The 16350-nt window shown below is 60.0% G+C and carries 17 protein-coding genes; 9 read left to right on the forward strand and 8 right to left on the reverse strand.

Going from position 1 to position 16350, the window contains the following annotated elements:
* Positions 1-19 precede the first annotated feature (19 nt).
* From rpiA to ACR0I7_RS01895, 6 genes are all read left to right on the forward strand, one after another.
* Positions 20-805, forward strand: a complete 786-nt coding sequence (gene rpiA / locus ACR0I7_RS01870; protein ID WP_480507859.1) for a ribose-5-phosphate isomerase RpiA — start codon at positions 20-22, stop codon at positions 803-805.
* Between the two features lie 140 nt (positions 806-945).
* Positions 946-2304 carry a glutathione-disulfide reductase gene (gene gor / locus ACR0I7_RS01875; protein WP_480507861.1) on the forward strand — a complete coding sequence of 453 codons (1359 nt, stop codon included), beginning with the start codon at positions 946-948 and terminating at the stop codon, positions 2302-2304.
* A 72-nt stretch (positions 2305-2376) separates the two neighbouring features.
* Positions 2377-3519, forward strand: coding sequence for an FtsH protease activity modulator HflK (gene hflK / locus ACR0I7_RS01880; protein ID WP_480509684.1), 1143 nt, complete (start codon positions 2377-2379; stop codon positions 3517-3519).
* On the forward strand, positions 3519-4397 hold the full coding sequence (gene hflC / locus ACR0I7_RS01885; protein WP_480507863.1) for a protease modulator HflC: 879 nt from the start codon (positions 3519-3521) through the stop codon (positions 4395-4397). Before hflK ends, hflC begins: the two co-directional genes overlap by 1 nt.
* A complete protein-coding gene (locus ACR0I7_RS01890) occupies positions 4397-4591 on the forward strand; it encodes a DUF2065 domain-containing protein (RefSeq protein WP_480507865.1) in 195 nt (64 codons plus the stop codon). Before hflC ends, ACR0I7_RS01890 begins: the two co-directional genes overlap by 1 nt.
* Before the next feature lie 197 nt (positions 4592-4788).
* Positions 4789-6216 (forward strand): Do family serine endopeptidase, encoded by a 1428-nt coding sequence (locus ACR0I7_RS01895; RefSeq protein WP_480509686.1) that lies wholly within the window; start codon positions 4789-4791, stop codon positions 6214-6216.
* A gap of 259 nt (positions 6217-6475) precedes the next feature.
* Here the strand turns inward: ACR0I7_RS01895 and ACR0I7_RS01900 are convergent, their stop codons facing one another.
* From ACR0I7_RS01900 to ftsY, 4 genes are all read right to left on the reverse strand, one after another.
* A complete protein-coding gene (locus ACR0I7_RS01900) occupies positions 6476-7144 on the reverse strand; it encodes a Crp/Fnr family transcriptional regulator (protein WP_480507867.1) in 669 nt (222 codons plus the stop codon).
* Positions 7145-7289: 145 nt separating this feature from the next.
* Positions 7290-7895 (reverse strand): inner membrane-spanning protein YciB, encoded by a 606-nt coding sequence (locus ACR0I7_RS01905; RefSeq protein WP_480507869.1) that lies wholly within the window; start codon positions 7893-7895, stop codon positions 7290-7292.
* 16 nt (positions 7896-7911) lie between these two features.
* On the reverse strand, positions 7912-8814 hold the full coding sequence (locus tag ACR0I7_RS01910; protein ID WP_480507871.1) for an EamA family transporter: 903 nt from the start codon (positions 8812-8814) through the stop codon (positions 7912-7914).
* Between the two features lie 88 nt (positions 8815-8902).
* Positions 8903-10051, reverse strand: coding sequence for a signal recognition particle-docking protein FtsY (ftsY, locus tag ACR0I7_RS01915; RefSeq protein WP_480507873.1), 1149 nt, complete (start codon positions 10049-10051; stop codon positions 8903-8905).
* Positions 10052-10218: 167 nt separating this feature from the next.
* On the opposite strand from ftsY, the gene ACR0I7_RS01920 reads away from it, so the two are divergent.
* Positions 10219-10620 (forward strand): hypothetical protein, encoded by a 402-nt coding sequence (locus ACR0I7_RS01920; RefSeq protein WP_480507875.1) that lies wholly within the window; start codon positions 10219-10221, stop codon positions 10618-10620.
* A gap of 9 nt (positions 10621-10629) precedes the next feature.
* Here ACR0I7_RS01920 and ACR0I7_RS01925 read toward each other — a convergent pair whose 3' ends face one another.
* Both ACR0I7_RS01925 and xseA read right to left on the reverse strand, forming a co-directional pair.
* On the reverse strand, positions 10630-11271 hold the full coding sequence (locus ACR0I7_RS01925; RefSeq protein ID WP_480507877.1) for a glutathione S-transferase family protein: 642 nt from the start codon (positions 11269-11271) through the stop codon (positions 10630-10632).
* 3 nt (positions 11272-11274) lie between these two features.
* Positions 11275-12759, reverse strand: a complete 1485-nt coding sequence (xseA, locus tag ACR0I7_RS01930; protein ID WP_480507878.1) for an exodeoxyribonuclease VII large subunit — start codon at positions 12757-12759, stop codon at positions 11275-11277.
* 75 nt (positions 12760-12834) lie between these two features.
* Here xseA and purD point away from each other — a divergent pair, with 75 nt between their 5' ends.
* Entirely contained in the window at positions 12835-14097 is a 1263-nt protein-coding gene (purD, locus tag ACR0I7_RS01935; RefSeq protein WP_480507880.1) for a phosphoribosylamine--glycine ligase, read from the forward strand.
* Positions 14098-14153: 56 nt separating this feature from the next.
* Here the strand turns inward: purD and ACR0I7_RS01940 are convergent, their stop codons facing one another.
* Positions 14154-14906: an FG-GAP repeat domain-containing protein gene (locus ACR0I7_RS01940; RefSeq protein WP_480507882.1), complete on the reverse strand. Its 753-nt coding sequence runs from the start codon at positions 14904-14906 to the stop codon at positions 14154-14156.
* Positions 14906-15229 (reverse strand): 2Fe-2S iron-sulfur cluster-binding protein, encoded by a 324-nt coding sequence (locus ACR0I7_RS01945; RefSeq protein WP_480507884.1) that lies wholly within the window; start codon positions 15227-15229, stop codon positions 14906-14908. The genes ACR0I7_RS01940 and ACR0I7_RS01945 overlap by 1 nt, the downstream gene beginning before the upstream one ends.
* A 305-nt stretch (positions 15230-15534) precedes the next feature.
* Here ACR0I7_RS01945 and ACR0I7_RS01950 point away from each other — a divergent pair, with 305 nt between their 5' ends.
* Positions 15535-16314 carry a hypothetical protein gene (locus ACR0I7_RS01950; protein WP_480507886.1) on the forward strand — a complete coding sequence of 260 codons (780 nt, stop codon included), beginning with the start codon at positions 15535-15537 and terminating at the stop codon, positions 16312-16314.
* The last annotated feature ends 36 nt before the right edge of the window (positions 16315-16350 follow it).

Consider the following 16350-nt stretch of genomic DNA (forward strand, 5'->3'; position numbering starts at 1 on the left):
ATAGCTGAGGATCGCTGCCATGACCGGGGAACTGTCACCCATCGACACTGCAAAATACGTTGCCGCACAGCGTGCCGCTGACATGGTCGAAGACGGGATGCGGGTCGGGCTGGGAACCGGGTCGACCGCCGCTTGGCTGGTCCGCCGTCTGGGCGAGCGGGTGCAGAATGACGGGCTTAAGATCAAGGGCGTGCCAACCTCGACCGCCACGGCGCAGCTGGCGCGTGAGGTTGGGATCGAGGTCGTCTCATTGGATCAGGCCGGTTGGCTGGACCTGACCATCGACGGGGCCGATGAGTTCGACGGCGATCTGAGCCTGATCAAAGGCGGCGGCGCGGCCCTGTTGCAGGAAAAGATCGTGGCCACCGCCAGTGATCAGATGGTGGTGATCGCAGATGCGGGCAAAGAGGTCGAAACGCTCGGCGCGTTCCCCTTGCCGGTCGAAGTGATCCCCTTTGGTTGGCAAACCACGCGGACACTGATCGAAGAGGCGCTGGACACGATGGATGTGTTGGGCACTTCGGCGACGTTGCGGATGAACGGCGAAGCGCCCACCGTGACGGATGAGGGCAACCATATCCTTGATCTGCATCTGCAGCGCATCGGCAACCCGCGGCAGATGGCGCTGGTTCTGAACCAGATACCGGGCGTTGTCGAAAACGGGTTGTTTATCGACATCTGTGACAAGGTCGTCATCGGGTTTGGAGACGGCCGCGTGGAATTGCGCGACATCAATGAAGGCACGATCGAGCTGGACCGCCTGGGCGAGGGGCGCGACAATCTGTTCTCGGATCTTGCGGATTGACGACCCGCGCGGATTTCTTGCGCGCGGCCGCAAAAACTTAAGCCGTTATTCGATATTTCTGCGCTTTCAGGGTTGGAAGATTTCGCAATGATCCCAGATAGACAGGAAGTTTCGGTCAGGCTGAATGAAGGAACTCAAGTATGAGCTTTGACTATGATCTGTTCGTCATTGGTGGCGGTTCGGGCGGGGTACGGGCAGCCCGCGTCGCCGCAGGCGAAAACGGAGCCAAAGTTGGTCTGGCTGAAGAGGACCGCTATGGCGGGACCTGCGTGATCCGGGGCTGTGTGCCCAAAAAGCTGATGGTCTTCGCCAGCGAGTATTCGGGCATGGTTGACGATGCGCAGGCTTATGGCTGGGACATTCAGGCGGGCGCGTTCGACTGGAACACCTTTCATGGAAAGCTGGTCACCGAGCTCGACCGGCTGGAAGGCATCTATCGCAACATCCTGAAAAACAACGGCGTTGAGAGCTTTGATCAACGCGCCCACGTAGTGGATGCGCATACGGTCGAGCTGGCCGATGGTACGCGCAAGACCGCCAAGCATATTCTGGTGGCCACGGGAGGTCGCCCGGTTGTGCCCGAGTTTCCGGGCTCGGATCTGGCCATCACGTCGAACGAGATTTTCCATCTGGAGAAGTTGCCCGAGTCGATCCTGATCGTGGGCGGCGGCTATATCGCCTGTGAATTTGCGGGTATCATGAACGGGTTGGGGGTCAAGACGACCCAGTTCTATCGCGGTGCACAAATCCTGCGGGGCTTTGATGACGAGGCGCGCGGGCTGATCAGCGAAGAAATGTGCCAGAATGGCGTCGATCTGCATCTAGGGACCAATGTGCTGGAGATGGCGAAAGACGGCGACAAGATTCGCGTCAAGGCCACCAACGGCTCGGAGCAGTTGTTTGACGTGGTCATGTATGCCACGGGACGGACGCCGAATGCCGATGGGCTGGGGCTGGAAAGCTTGGGCGTCGAACGCGGGCGCAAGGGCGAGATCATTGTGGATGATTACAGCCAGACGGCGGTGCCCTCGATCTATGCCATCGGCGATGTGACCGACCGGGTGAACCTGACGCCGGTTGCCATCCGAGAGGGTATGGCTTTTGTCGAAACCGTCTTTAAAGGCAACCCAACGCCTGTGGATCACGAACTGATCCCCACCGCGATCTTCACTCAGCCCGAGATGGGCACTGTAGGGCTGAGCGAGGAAGAGGCGGCAGCGCAGGAACCCATTGAAGTTTATGCAACCTCGTTCAAGCCCATGCAGAAGTCATTTGCAGGCGGCACCCAGCGGGTTCTGATGAAGCTGATAGTCAGCCAGGCCACCCGCAAGGTGCTGGGCTGTCATATCGTGGCGCCTGGCGCGGGCGAGATGATTCAGCTGGCCGGTATCGCCGTGAAAATGGGCGCTACCAAAGAAGATTTCGACCGTACAGTTGCGGTTCATCCGGTGATGGCCGAAGAACTGGTAACGATGCGGCAACCTGTACGCACGGCTTGATTTGCAAGCGCGCGCACACACGTTACAAGGGAACCCGTGATCACACGGTCCAACACAAGGGAAATGATACATATGGCGGGCAACAGCGGTGGCCCCTGGGGGGGCGGAGGCTCATCCGGTGGCGGAGGAAATCGGGGTAACAATGGGAACGGGCAACGCCCGCCCGAAGGCGATGGCCCGCAGATCCCCGAGATCGACGAATTGATGAAGAAAGGCCAGGAGCAACTGCGCGTCCTGATGGGCGGTCGTGGCGGTGGTGGTCAAGGCGGCAGCGGACAGGGCGGCGGCGGTGGTCCGATCTTTACCAGGGGGACCGTCGCGATTGGTGCGCTTGTGGCTGTCGGCCTGTGGCTCGCGGCAAGCGTCTATACCGTCAAGCCTGAAGAGCAATCTGTAGAGCTGTTTCTGGGTGAGTTTTCGGCCGTTGGTAATCCGGGTTTGAACTTTGCCCCATGGCCGCTCGTAACCGCCGAGGTCATTCCGGTCACCCGCGAACAGACCGAGGACATGGGCGGCGCGCGTGGCAGCGATGACGGCCTGATGCTGACCGGTGACGAGAATGTGGTCGACATCGACTATCAGGTGGTCTGGAACATCAACGATCCGGCGAAGTACCTGTTTAACCTGCGTGATCCGCGCCAGACGATCCGAGCCGTGTCGGAATCGGCGATGCGCGAGATTATTGCGCAAAGCGAGCTGGCCCCGATCCTGAACCGGGATCGTGGGATCATCGGCGAGCGCCTGCAGGAGCTGATCCAGTTAACAATGGACAGCTACGATTCGGGTGTGAACATCATCCGCGTGAACTTTGACAAAGCCGACCCGCCGCAGGACGTGATCGCCGCATTCCGCGACGTTCAGGCCGCTGCGCAGGAACGGGACCGGCTGCAGAACGTGGCCGACGCTTATGCAAACCGTGTTTTGGCGGAAGCCCGCGGTGAAGCCGCGCAAGTTCTGGAAGAGGCGGAAGCCTATCGCGCCCAACAGATCAACAGCGCTCAGGGTGAGGCCAGCCGTTTTAGCGCGGTTCTGGAAGAATATACCAAAGCGCCGGATGTGACCCGTAAGCGCCTTTATCTGGAACGGATGGAGCAGGTTCTGGGGGATGTCGACAAGATCATTCTGGATGAAAACTCGACCGGTTCGGGGCAGGGCGTCGTGCCGTATCTGCCGCTGAATGAGTTGCGCCGCAATCAGGCCGGGGAGAACAACTGATGCGTAAATCACCTCTTATCCTCATAGCTGTTATCGTCCTCGCGGTGATCGGCTTGTCTGCGATTTATATCGTTGATGAACGTGAGCGGGCGCTGGTTCTGCGATTTGGCCGGGTGGTCGATGTGAAAGAGACGCCGGGTCTAGCGTTCAAGCTGCCGCTCTTTGATGAGGTTGTGCGTTACGATGACCGTATCCTGTCGATCGATGTCCAGCCGTTGGAAGTGACGCCGCTGGATGATCGCCGTTTGGTCGTTGATGCATTTGCGCGCTACCGGATCGCGGATCTGAATCAGTTCCGTCAGGCCGTCGGTACCGGCGGTATCCCGGTTGCCGAAAATCGTCTGGACAGCATTCTGCGTGCCGAAACCCGTGAAGTTCTGGGTTCGGTGTCGTCGCGCGATATCCTGAGTTCGGACCGTGCCGCGCTGATGCTGCGTATCCGCAACAGCGCGATTGCCGAGGCGCAGGCGTTGGGCGTCAGTGTGATCGACGTACGTCTGAAAGCCACCGACCTGCCGCAGGCGAACCTTGAGGCGACCTTTGACCGGATGAAGGCCGAGCGGGAACGTGAGGCCACCGACGAACGCGCCCGTGGTAACGAAGCCGCGCAGCGTGTGCGCGCGCAGGCGGATCGTACCGTGGTTGAATTGGTCTCGGACGCCAATCGCGAGGCCGAGATCATTCGCGGTGAGGCGGATGCCGAACGCAACGGGATCTTTGCCGAAGCTTACGGCGCCGACCCGGAGTTCTTTGAGTTCTATCGCTCGCTTTCTGCCTATGAGCGCGCGCTGAGTGGCGGCAACAGCTCGATGGTGCTGAGCCCGGATTCAGAGTTCTTCAACTATCTGAAATCGCCCACAGGGCAGGCGACCCAGTAATGGGTATGATCCTTCTGGCCTTCGGGCTGGTGTTGATTGTCGAGGGGCTGGCCTATGCGCTGGCCCCTTCGCTTATTGAGCGTATGCTTGAGGCGTTGCGCAGCCTGCCCGAATCCGCGCGGCGGCTGGTGGGGTTGCTATGTGTGGTAAGCGGATTCATTCTGCTGTGGGGGGCATATCAGCTTGGGTTTTGATCATCTGAACTCACGTGCAGGTGATTTCCACATTATCCCGAGTTGCGGGCGACCCCAAACTGACTACATTGGATAACAAATGAGGCCGCTCTGACGGTGGTTTCAGGTAACGATTGACGACAAGGAGGCCCCAGGTGCAGGCAAAAGCACGCAGTATTTCCGTCCGGCGGGACGATGTGATCGTGAAAACGCGGCTGATGTGGATGGCCTTTCTCGGGGTGCTGCTTGTGCTGGCGCAGGGGCTGGCTGCGCAGGCGCGAACCGACAGCCTGGCGCCGTTGGCCGAAAAGATCAGCCCGGCGGTGGTGAACATCACCACGTCCACTCTGATTGAAGGGCAGACCGGCCAACAGGGTATCGTGCCCGAAGGATCGCCTTTCGAAGACTTCTTCCGCGAGTTTCAGGACCGAAACGGAGATGAAGGCAACCGGCCGCGCCGCAGCAACGCGCTGGGATCGGGCTTTGTGATCTCCGAGGACGGCTATATCGTGACCAACAATCACGTCATCGCCGAAGCGGATGAAATCCTTATCGAGTTCTTTCCCGGTGACGGGCAGCCGGTCAAGGAACTGCCAGCCAAAGTGATTGGCACGGACGAAAAGACCGATATTGCACTGCTCAAGGTCGAAGCCCCAAGTCCGCTGAAATACGTGAAGTTCGGCAACAGCGATATCGCGCGGGTTGGAGATTGGGTCATTGCCATGGGCAATCCGCTGGGGCAGGGCTTTTCCGTTTCGGCCGGGATTGTGTCGGCGCGGAACCGTGCGTTGAGCGGATCGTATGACGACTATATCCAGACAGACGCGGCCATCAACCGAGGGAACTCGGGCGGGCCCTTGTTCAACATGGAAGGCGAGGTCATCGGTGTGAACACCGCGATTCTGTCCCCGAATGGCGGCTCGATCGGGATCGGGTTCTCGATGGCGTCGAACGTTGTCATCAAGGTGGTGGATCAGCTGCGTGAGTTCGGTGAGACCCGCCGCGGCTGGCTGGGTGTGCGTATTCAGGACGTGACCGAGGATATGGCCGAGGCGATGGGGCTGGACAAACCCGGTGGTGCGCTGATCAGCGATGTGCCGGATGGTCCTGCCAAAGACGCTGGTCTGCTGGCCGGTGATGTGATCCTGAGCTTTGATGGGGTTGAGGTCGAAGATACGCGCGGTCTGGTGCGTCAGGTCGGTGAGACAACCGTTGGCAAATCGGTTCGGGTTGTCGTGCATCGGGACGGCGGAACGCAGACCGTTCTGGTCACGCTGGGCCGCCGTGAGGATGCCGAGCGCGCAGAAAGCGAACCGGCAGCAGACACCGACGCGCCGGTTGAAGAGAATGCCGATATCCTGGGTCTGACGATCTCGCCCCTGACCGATACGATGCGTGAGGAGCTGGGCCTTGATGCCGAGGCCGAGGGTCTGGTCGTAACAAATGTCGATGAGGCATCCGAGGCCTATTCCAAAGGTCTGCGCGCGGGTGATCTGATCACCGAAGCCGGTCAGCAGAAGGTGATTGCGATTGGAGACCTCGAGGACCGCATGGAAGAAGCCCGCGAGGCAGGACGCAAGTCGCTGCTGTTGCTGGTGCGCCGTGGTGGGGATCCTCGGTTCGTGGCGCTGGGCTTGCAGGAGTAAGCCCGCCCTCATGCGCTGAAAAAGGCCAGAGCGGACGCTCTGGCCTTTTTCATATGCGGTACGCAGAAAAGGAAAGAGCCATATGCTGGGAAAGCATATGGCTCTGGTGCAGGAAAGGGCCGGTGGACAGATATCGGGGATGATAGACCGGCCCCCTACGGTAACGGTCTTCTGTCTAGATCAGGCGGATCGGGTTGTATGTGAAGTGGATCACACGCCCTCAGGTTTTTCGGCGCTCAGCGTTGTGTCCGATTGTATCCTAGATCAGGTCAGACTCGGCCAGTTGCCGCAAAGCGTCAAAATCCTGAATCAGCAACCCGCCACGTGAGGCCTCGACCACATTGCTGCGTTTCCAGGTCGAGATCGCCTTGGACACGGCCTCGCGCGTGGCACCGACAAACTCGGCCAGTTCGCTCTGCGACAGCGTAATACGGCCTGTTGGTTCGTCCTGCTGGCTGGCCAGATGCAGCAATTTGCGCGCCAGACGGATGGGCAGCGGCAAAAACACTTGCTCATTCAGCTGGGCCCCCATCCAGCGCATCCGCAGACCGGCCAGACGGATCAGGTCAACGGCCAGATCGGGATGTTTGCGGATCTGGTTCATCACATCATTGCGCCGCACCCGCAGAACGCGTGAGGGTTCAGCGGCGGTGATGGTTGCGGTGCGCGGGCCGCTGTCGAACAGGGCAATTTCGCCGAAAACCTCGCCGGGGCGCATCAGGCTGAGCGCCAGCTTGCGCCCGCTCATCGCCAGGAACGATACCTCGAGCGTGCCTTTGATCAGAGCATAGAGCGCGTCGCCTTCGTCATCTTGTTCAAACAGAATTTCACCCTGGGTCAGAGTGATTTCAGACGCCTGCGCACTGAGCATGTCACGCAGCTCGTCGGATGCCTCGGAAAGAAATCCGCTATTCGGAAAGCCCGTCATGAGTGGCACGGTTCCCTGATTGTGGTCTTTGAGTGGTGCCCCAACCTTCCACAGCTTGATTTGCAAGCCAAGGCTTTTGTCGTGTTTTTTGTCCGGTTGTCTTTGGTAACATGAATAAACAGATCACAAAGCGGCGGAGCGAGGGTTACTGCCGGTCGGGGTCGTCCATATAGCTTTGCAGCAGATTGAACTGCAGCATCAGGAAAATCATCAGCGCGATCGGAAAACCGAAGGTTTCGATTTTGACCCAGAGGTCGGTCGACAGCGTGCGCCAGACCAACTCGTTGGCAATGGCTAAAACGGCGAAGCAAGCGCAGAGGCGACGGGTCAGAATCATCCAGCCCTCCTGCCGCATCGGCAACATCTCATCCAGAACGTAGGCCAGATAGGATTTTCCCTGAAGCAGCCCGATGCCCATAACCGCCGAGAAAAACCCGTAGACCAAGGTGGTTTTCATCTTAAAGAACCGCTCGTCATTGAACCAGGCGGTCAGCCCACCAAAGAAGATGACCATGAAGGCGGTGAAAATCTGCATCCGGCTGAGTTTACCTGTCAGCATCCAGAGGACACCCATCGCACCCAGCATGAGCGGCACAAAGATGATCGTGGCAACGATAAAGCCGGAATATTCGGTGCCGCCGAACTGAAAGCTGTCATCGCGCAAGCGCAGGTAGATGAAAAAGAAGGCCAGCGGCGGGCCCAGTTCCAATGCCTGTTTGAGAAACGGGTTGATTTCTTTTTTATCCGACATGATTCCGTCCTGCTGCTTACCCGCCCATTTCAACTATTACGGCGCCCAATGCAATCAATGCCATCAGCGCAATGCGCCGGGGGCCAACGGTTTCTTTCAGGACCAGCCAGCCGATGAGCGCCGCAAACACGGTTGAGGTTTCGCGCAGAACCGCCGCTTCGCCCACCTTGTCGAGCCGGGTGGCCAGCATGACGGCGCCGAACGACATGAAGGCAACGATCCCGCCCGTAACACCGCGCAGCATCAGCGGGCCAAGGGTCGGGCGATCGGACATGGCGCGCCATCTGAGGGCGGCATAGATCGGCATGGCAAAGCCATCGATCATGAAAAACCACGCCAGAAAGGTAAACGGATCAGCCGTGGCGCGGATGCCGTAGGCGTCATAGGTTGTATAAAGCGCCACAAACAGGCCGGTGGCAAATGCCAGCACCAGCGCAACACCCAGCGTTTCGCGATTGGTTTCGAGAAAGCGCAGGTTGTAGGCGGCCAGCCCGAAGATACCCGTCAGAAGCACCCCAACTCCCAGCCATTGGGTGGTGGTGAAGACCTCGTCAAAAATCAGATAAGCCCCGATCACGGTAAACAGCGGGCCGGTGCCCCGGACGACCGGGTAGACCACCGTGTAAGAGCCCTTGGTATAGGCCATGGCCTGCAAGATCTTGTAAGCCATATGGATCAGCCAGGCTGTGGCAAAGATCGGCCACATGAACGGTTCGGGCCAGGGAACGACAAACAGCGCAAAGGGCGCGGCCATCAGGCAATACGAGGCGTCGATTGCCCCGCGCGACAGCCATGGATCGTGGCGGCCTTTTTGCAGGGCGCCAAACACCGCGTGAAGGAACGCGGCCATCAGCGCGAGGGCAAGAGCCAGTTGATGGCCTGCCTCGGTGCCTTCCAGTGAAATCAGCCAGCTGCTCAAATCCGGGGTCTTTATGCGCGTGGTGAGGGTGGGGGGCTATCTGCCGTCCGCGCGCCCCGAGGATCTGTATCGTCAGGTGACGGTCGGATCATGACTGGCCCAGCCCGGTCAGGGCGGCGGCAAATTCTTCGGGATCGAAAGGGGCGAGGTCATCGATCTGCTCACCGACACCAATCGCGTGGATGGGCAGACCGAACTTGTCCGCCAGCGCAACCAGAACGCCGCCTTTGGCGGTGCCGTCGAGCTTGGTCATGACCAGCCCCGAGACATCCGCCAGATTGCGGAAGGTCTCCACTTGGCTGAGCGCGTTCTGCCCAGTGGTGGCGTCCAGCACCAGCAGGGTGTTGTGGGGGGCGGTCTCGTCGACCTTGCGAATGACGCGGACGATCTTGGCCAGTTCCTCCATCAGATCGGCGCGGTTTTGCAACCGGCCTGCGGTGTCGATCATCAGCAGATCGGCACCGTCGTTTTGTGCCTGGGTCAGGGCGTCAAAGGCCAGAGAGGCCGGATCGGAGCCTTCCGGCGCGGTCAGCACCGGAACACCGGCGCGGTCGCCCCAGACCTGCAACTGTTCGACGGCGGCGGCGCGGAAGGTATCTCCGGCGGCGATGACGACCTTTTTGCCGGCGGCCTTGAACTGGCTTGCAAGCTTGCCGATCGTGGTGGTCTTGCCCGAGCCGTTGACGCCCACCACCAGCACCACCTGCGGGCGTTTGGGATAGATCGGCATCGGCTTTGCGACGGGTTCCATCACGCGAGCCACTTCCTGTGCCAGCAATTGCTTGATTTCCTGAGTTGACAATTTTCGGCCCAGACGGCCCTCGGCCATGTTGGAGGTCACGCGCAGCGCGGTATCGACGCCCATATCAGAGGCGATCAGCAGCTCTTCGAGCTGTTCAAGCATGTCGTCATCCAGCGTGCGGCGCACCACAGTCCCATCATTGCGGCTAAAGAGACGTCCCAGCAGGCCCTTGGACTGCCCCTCTTCGGGCATCTCGGGCGGTGGCGGGGCAGGCGTTGGATCAACGGGTTGGGGCGCGGGGACCTCGACAGGCTGCGGGGTCGGCGTTGGTTCGGGGACCTCCGGAACCGGCTGTGGCTCGGGTTCGGGGGCCGGGATAACCGGATCGGGTGCAGCGGTCTCCTCTCCACCTTCTTCGACGATGGCGTCAAGCCCCTGTTCAAGGCGGGATGAGGATTTAAAAAGCCGGTCCTTGAGCTTGGAAAAAAACGCCATTTTTGGGTCTCCGATGGTGGTCCCCCTCACCTAATGCGGATTTGCGCGGGTTGCAAAGGGTGACGGGGCTATGCAGGAAAAACAGCGACGGGCGCGCGGTTGTATCTGCGGCGCGCGGCGCGAAAGGTTGAATGGCATCGCGGGGTCGCATCTGCCAGAATGGGTCCATGCTGACGCGTGTTATGATTCTTCTGTCCGGTCTGGTTGCCGCGCAAGCGGCAGTGGCGCAGTCGCCGTTATCGGGGGCCGAGTTTGACGCCTATACCAAGGGAAAGACCCTGTTTTACGGGTTTGACGGCACCACCTACGGGGTGGAGCGATACCTGCCCAACCGCCGGGTGATCTGGTCGTTTCTGGATGGCGATTGCAAGGAAGGTGTCTGGTACGAGCAGGATGAGCAGATTTGTTTCGTCTACGAAGACCGGCTGGATCCGCAATGTTGGGTCTTTACCCGATCAGGCGGTGGCCTGATTGCCCAGTTCGAGGGCGATCCGGCGGCAACCGAGCTGTATGAGGCCAGTGATATTGGGGAAGAGATGCTGTGCTATGGGCCAGAGGTCGGCGTCTAAGCTGAGCTGTCAGGTGGCCCTAAGTTCATCATAGCTGACCATTACATGCTCCTGAAAAGCGGGTCTTTCTGACAGCATGTCATAGTAGCGCCGGAGGTTGCGCAGCGGCGCACGTGAGATGTCGATATCGTAGTAGCGGCAGAGAATATGCCCCAGCTGGATATCTGCCAGAGTGAAGTCCGGCCCGGTGAGATAGCTGTATTGCGAGAGTTGCTGGTCTGCGACGGCTAACTTCTCCTCCAGCACCTTCAGGGCCGCAGCAATCGCGGCTTCGTCCCTTTCACCATTGGGGGTGCGCACGACGCGCCAGAAAATGGGTACGGTAAAGGCCATAGCGACGTTCAGTTTGGCCCACTCGGCCCATTGATCGACCCGTGCGCGCCGAGCCGGATCGTTGGGCCAGAAGGGCCCGTTGGCATAGCGGGCGGCGAGATAGCGTAGGATCGCGCCGGTTTCCCATATCGGTGGGTCGTCGCCGTCTTGCAGAACCGGGATCGTGCGGTTGGGGTTCAGGGCGTGAAACGCATCGGTGTCCAGCCCGCCGAAGCGGTGCCCGGCTTCATGCCGTTGGTAGTTCAACCCAAGCTCGCCAACACACCACATCAGCGCCTGCACGTTCGAGGATGTCTTGCGGCCCCAGATCGTCGGCATGGCCTAGAACAGCGAGCCCTGATCCGGGGCGTCGGGTTTGGGTTTCTTCGCGGCGGGCTTGGCTGCACTTCCGGTGGTGAGGCGGCCATCGCTGAACTCGATTTCCAGCGCCGCGTGTTGGGCGGCGTGTGATTTGGTGGTCACCACAGTGCCTTCGGCGCGGACGACGGCATAGCCACGCTCGAGCGTCGCCTTGTAGCTGAGCGTTTCGCGCAGGCGATCGGTGGCATCCAGTTGCTGGCGCAGGCGGTCCAGCCGTGTGGTCTGTGCGCCGTCCAACCGATCGGACAGCCGGTTCAGAGCGTCTTTGCGCGTGTCGATCTCGCGCTGGATCGGGCGCAGGGACAAGCGGGACGACAGGTTGTGCCAGCGGTCGCGTCGGGCGTCCACAAAACCGCGCAAGGTCGAAGGGCGCAGATGGGCCGAGGCATCCAGTAGCTTGACGCGGCGGTTCTGTACGCCCCGGATAAGCGCGTTGGGCAGGCGTTCCGCCATCTGATCTAGACGTTGCCGGGGCGTGTCCAGCAAGGTGTCGGCGCGCGGCAGTGCGCGGGACAGGTCGCGCAGGCGCTGGCTGCGGCGCTGGACGGCATCGGCTGCGGCGCGGGACAGGCGTGCGCCCTGTTCGCCGGTCCAGGCCAACAGCTCGACCCGGACGGGCACGGCAAGTTCAGCCGCTGCCGTGGGGGTGGGCGCGCGGCGGTCCGAGACGAAGTCGATCAGCGTTGTATCGGTTTCATGCCCCACCGCTGAGATCAGCGGGATGTCCGAGGCTGCAACGGCGCGCGCGACGTTTTCTTCGTTAAAGCCCCAGAGATCTTCGATCGAGCCACCGCCACGGGCCACGATGATCAGATCGGGGCGCGGCAATGCGCCGCCCGGTGTCAGCTGATTGAACCCTTCGATGGCACGGGTAACCTCGGGGGCGGAGTTGGCGCCTTGCACGGCAACCGGCCAGATCAGAACCTTGCGCGGAAACCTGTCACGCAGGCGGTGCAGAATATCGCGGATCACAGCCCCCGAAGGCGAGGTCACAACGCCGATGATCTGTGGCAGGTAAGGCAGCGGTTTTTTGCGTTCCGGCGCAAACAGACCCTCAGATTCGAGCTGTTTCTTGCGTTTCTCCAGCAAAGCCATCAGCGCGCCTTGCCCGGCAACCGCGACCTCATCGACATTCATGTTGTATTTGGATTGTGCGCCAAAAGCGGTCAGCCGGCCGGTGACGACGACCTCCAACCCTTCTTCTGGAACCACCGAGAGGCCTGCGATCTGACCCTTCCAGGTGGTGCAGGCCAGCACGTTCCGGTCATCTTTCACGTCATAATACAGATGCCCGGACCGGGCTTTGAACACACGGCCGACCTCTCCTCGGACGCGGATTCGGCCAAAGGAGCCTTCGAGCGTTTTCTTCACCTCGCCCGAAATCTCGGAAACCGTATATTCAGGGGTATTTTGACCCGGAAGCGGGTCATCAAGCAGGTCGGACATTTCAGCGCCTTGTGTCATATGCCCGCGCAGCTTAGAACGCCGCGCAGGCAAGGCCAAGCAGATCGGAGCGCACTCATGAACATCCTTATCCTCGGCAGCGGCGGACGCGAACACAGCCTGGCCTGGGCGGTGATGCAAAACCCCAAATGTGACCGGCTGATTGTGGCACCGGGCAATGCTGGGATTGCTCAGATCGCCGATTGCGCGGCGCTGGATATCGAAAACGGTGGCGCTGTGGTCAGCTTTGCCGAAGAAAACGCGATTGATTTTGTCATCGTCGGCCCCGAGGCCCCTTTGGCCGCAGGTGTGGCGGATCGCCTGCGCGAGGCAGGCGTGCTGGTCTTTGGCCCGTCCGCTGCGGCGGCGCGGCTGGAGGCGTCCAAGAGTTTCACCAAAGAGATCTGCGATGCCTCGGGCGCGCCCACGGCAGGCTATGCGCGATTTACCGAGGCAGAACCGGCCAAGTCTTACATTCGCGAACAGGGCGCACCGATTGTGGTCAAGGCCGATGGTTTGGCTGCAGGCAAGGGCGTGATAGTGGCGATGGACGAACAGACGGCGCTGGACGCCATCGACGACATGTTCGGCGGGGCCTTTGGCGGGGCCGGCGCCGAGGTTGTGATCGAGGAGTTCATGGAGGGCGAAGAAGCCTCGCTTTTCGTGTTGTGTGACGGCGAAGATATCCTCTCTATCGGCACGGCGCAGGACCACAAGCGGGTCGGCGAGGGCGATACCGGGCTTAATACCGGCGGCATGGGCGCATACTCGCCCGCACCGGTTCTGAGCGCCGAGATCGAGGCGAAAGCGATGGAGCAGATCGTGCGCCCCACCATCGCCGAGATGAAGCGGCGCGGGACGTCGTTTCAGGGCGTTCTGTATGCCGGGCTGATGATCAAGGACGGCCAACCCCGGTTGGTCGAATACAACGTGCGTTTTGGTGACCCTGAATGTCAGGTGTTGATGATGCGGCTGGGCGCGCAGGCAATGGACTTGATGCATGCAGCGGCTGAGGGACGTCTGCGTGAGACACGGGTGAACTGGGCCGACGATCATGCAATGACGGTGGTGATGGCCGCCAATGGGTATCCGGGGTCCTACGAAAAAGGCACGGTGATCCGGGGGCTTGATGCACTGCCCGAAGACAGCAGCAACATGGTGTTTCATGCCGGAACCAAAGCGGCAGACGGTCAGGTGCTGGCCTCTGGCGGGCGCGTGCTGAACGTGACTGCGCGGGGGGATACGCTGCAGGCGGCGCGGGATCGGGCTTATGCCATGGTCGATTGTGTCGATTGGCCAGACGGGTTTTTCCGCCGTGACATCGGATGGCGCGCGCTTTGATCTGAGCGTTGGCAAAGGACAGGGGGCTTTGCCCCTGCTGCCCGCCTATATCAGCTTCAGCACTTGAGTGCTGATGACAGCGCGTTGCGGTCGGTCAACGGGCCAAGGTCGCGGGTCTGCCAGTCCTGATCGTAAGACACGCTGATAATCCGGGACCAATCCGCACTGGCGAGGATCAACTCGGGACGGGACCCGCAGGTGCGCATGCCACCGCTGATAAAATCCTCTCCGATCTTGTGATTGGTCAGGTCGCGCAGGCTGGCGATTTCCGAGAGCTGCCCGTCTTTGAAACGCCAGATGCGCAGGGTTTTGGCCAGATGCGGGCGGTCGACATAAGCGATTTCGACATGACCGTCGCCATCCAGATCGGCAGCACCCGCAGGGGCAAGCCAGCGATTGCGCGTGCCAATATGCGGGGTGGCTGCGATCTTTTTGCCGCGGGCGTCGTAGATCGCAAGCTGGGCGCCTTCGGTCACGCTGGTTTCGACGACGATAACCTCGTTCGTGCCATCAAGGTCGACGTCAACAAGGCGGGGTTCGATGTCTTCGAAGACACGATCAGGCGTCAGGCGAACGATCTGTGTCGAAGAGGTTTCCCCAATCATCATCTCCAATCCACCGTATTCGATGTCATCACCCAGAACGGCATGTGCGTAGCGGTCGGTTGGATCGGTGTATCTGGCGGATGCGACTGTTTCCGCAGCGGCGGCAACGTTTGCCCCCGCCAACCAAGTCCACAACGCCAGAGACGCGCCGCGTGCGCAACATGGCCTGAGGCGGACGGGCAAGCGCGGCGCTTTGTGCAGCATCAGATCTGCTTTTCCGGCATCTGAACGATCAGGCCGTCCAACGCGTCGGTGACCTTGATCTGGCAGGTCAGGCGCGAGCGGGCCGGGTCGGGTTCAAAAGCAAAGTCCAGCATGTCCTCTTCCATGTCGTCTTTGCCGGGGATTTTCTCGACCCAGTCGGGATGAACATAAACATGGCAGGTCGAGCAGGCGCAGGCGCCGCCGCAATCGGCTTCGATGCCGGGAATATTGTTGTCACGGGCCCCTTCCATGACCGTCAGTCCGTTGGCGACCTCGACAGTGTGTTCGGTACCGCCGTGCTCGACATAGGTGATCTTTGCCATTACGTGCGTCTTCCTTCTGCGATTTTCGAATTCTTCCTTAGTCAACGGAGTTAGGTCTTTCCAGTGGCAATTGCGACTCAGAATGCCGCGACTGATCATTCGTCGCGTTTTTTATCTCATGGCTTGCGTTCGTGCTCGTCCTATTCGACCTGCTCACGATCCGGATCGATACGGTGCTGTCGTGGTCTAAGACTTTCTTGGTAAAACAGCACTTTCCTCTGTCGGTCTTTACGTGCCCGGCGTCTGGTGCATAGAAGGTCGTGCAGGAACCACCGCGAAACGTGGGTAGGTGAAAGGGATATTGCATGGGCGAAGGCAGCTTTGGATTACTATATGCGTTGATCATTTTTGCCCCCTACATCGTGTTGGGCGTGTTTTGCCTAATCGGGTTGGTTCTTTTGTTTCGGCCTGCACGCGGGGCGCGGATCGTCGGAGGCGGTATGCTTGTCATTGCTGCCCTGGGCGTCTTTGGAATTCCTGTGTTGAACAGCCTTCAGCAGGACAGGGCGACGAACAGATTCCTTGCGGATGCGATTCTGCCAGAGGTGATCAAGATGCAGAACGCGCGCGTTCTGTTAATCGGCTCGCAATCCCCGGACTGCGCGTTGCTATGTGCTGCGATGATTGAGGGTGGATATGCGTCTGAGATATTCGAAGGGTATGTCGGGCAGGGGCCTGCTGAGGAGATATACCGTCCGGGGCCGTTCGATCTGACCAGCCTGAATGGATATGTTCAGGATGCAAACGGCCGACCTTTGGTCTCTAGGCAGGTCGCAGATGACATTGAATTCATTTTGTTCAATGAAACGCACTGGCTGGCATATCACGATGAGCAATCTTTCCTACAGTTCCCTGAGCAAGCCTATAGCGGTGTTTTTCTGTTCCGTGTGACGGACGCGCGCGCCTTTGACATATCGCGGGCAGAACTTGTTCTGCGCATCTATCAGTCGGAGCAGATGCCGAACCGGTTCCTTTGGTTTTCTGAAACGAGCAATGATCGTTCCTTGCCGAGCAACGCAAAAATCGCAGAGGTATTTATCGAAGCCCTGTCCAAGGGGGCCGAGTTAGAGGCTGCCCGCCGGTGACGCCACAATCGCTTGGTTTCGGGCGAAAGACGCAAG

This window comes from Ruegeria sp. AM1 (genome assembly GCF_056540745.1).

Bases quoted from the DNA above. Each gene is read 5' to 3' on its own strand.
- rpiA (WP_480507859.1), top strand. From the start codon at position 20: ATGACCGGGGAACTGTCACCCATCGACACTGCAAAATACGTTGCCGCA.
- hflK (WP_480509684.1), top strand. From the start codon at position 2,377: ATGGCGGGCAACAGCGGTGGCCCCTGGGGGGGCGGAGGCTCATCCGGT.
- ACR0I7_RS01900 (WP_480507867.1), bottom strand. From the start codon at position 7,144: ATGACGGGCTTTCCGAATAGCGGATTTCTTTCCGAGGCATCCGACGAG.
- ACR0I7_RS01925 (WP_480507877.1), bottom strand. From the start codon at position 11,271: ATGCCGACGATCTGGGGCCGCAAGACATCCTCGAACGTGCAGGCGCTG.
- ACR0I7_RS01905 (WP_480507869.1), bottom strand. From the start codon at position 7,895: ATGTCGGATAAAAAAGAAATCAACCCGTTTCTCAAACAGGCATTGGAA.
- ACR0I7_RS01940 (WP_480507882.1), bottom strand. From the start codon at position 14,906: ATGCTGCACAAAGCGCCGCGCTTGCCCGTCCGCCTCAGGCCATGTTGC.
- ACR0I7_RS01950 (WP_480507886.1), top strand. From the start codon at position 15,535: ATGGGCGAAGGCAGCTTTGGATTACTATATGCGTTGATCATTTTTGCC.
- purD (WP_480507880.1), top strand. From the start codon at position 12,835: ATGAACATCCTTATCCTCGGCAGCGGCGGACGCGAACACAGCCTGGCC.
- ftsY (WP_480507873.1), bottom strand. From the start codon at position 10,051: ATGGCGTTTTTTTCCAAGCTCAAGGACCGGCTTTTTAAATCCTCATCC.
- ACR0I7_RS01945 (WP_480507884.1), bottom strand. From the start codon at position 15,229: ATGGCAAAGATCACCTATGTCGAGCACGGCGGTACCGAACACACTGTC.
- ACR0I7_RS01890 (WP_480507865.1), top strand. From the start codon at position 4,397: ATGGGTATGATCCTTCTGGCCTTCGGGCTGGTGTTGATTGTCGAGGGG.
- ACR0I7_RS01895 (WP_480509686.1), top strand. From the start codon at position 4,789: ATGTGGATGGCCTTTCTCGGGGTGCTGCTTGTGCTGGCGCAGGGGCTG.
- hflC (WP_480507863.1), top strand. From the start codon at position 3,519: ATGCGTAAATCACCTCTTATCCTCATAGCTGTTATCGTCCTCGCGGTG.
- ACR0I7_RS01920 (WP_480507875.1), top strand. From the start codon at position 10,219: ATGCTGACGCGTGTTATGATTCTTCTGTCCGGTCTGGTTGCCGCGCAA.
- gor (WP_480507861.1), top strand. From the start codon at position 946: ATGAGCTTTGACTATGATCTGTTCGTCATTGGTGGCGGTTCGGGCGGG.
- xseA (WP_480507878.1), bottom strand. From the start codon at position 12,759: ATGTCCGACCTGCTTGATGACCCGCTTCCGGGTCAAAATACCCCTGAA.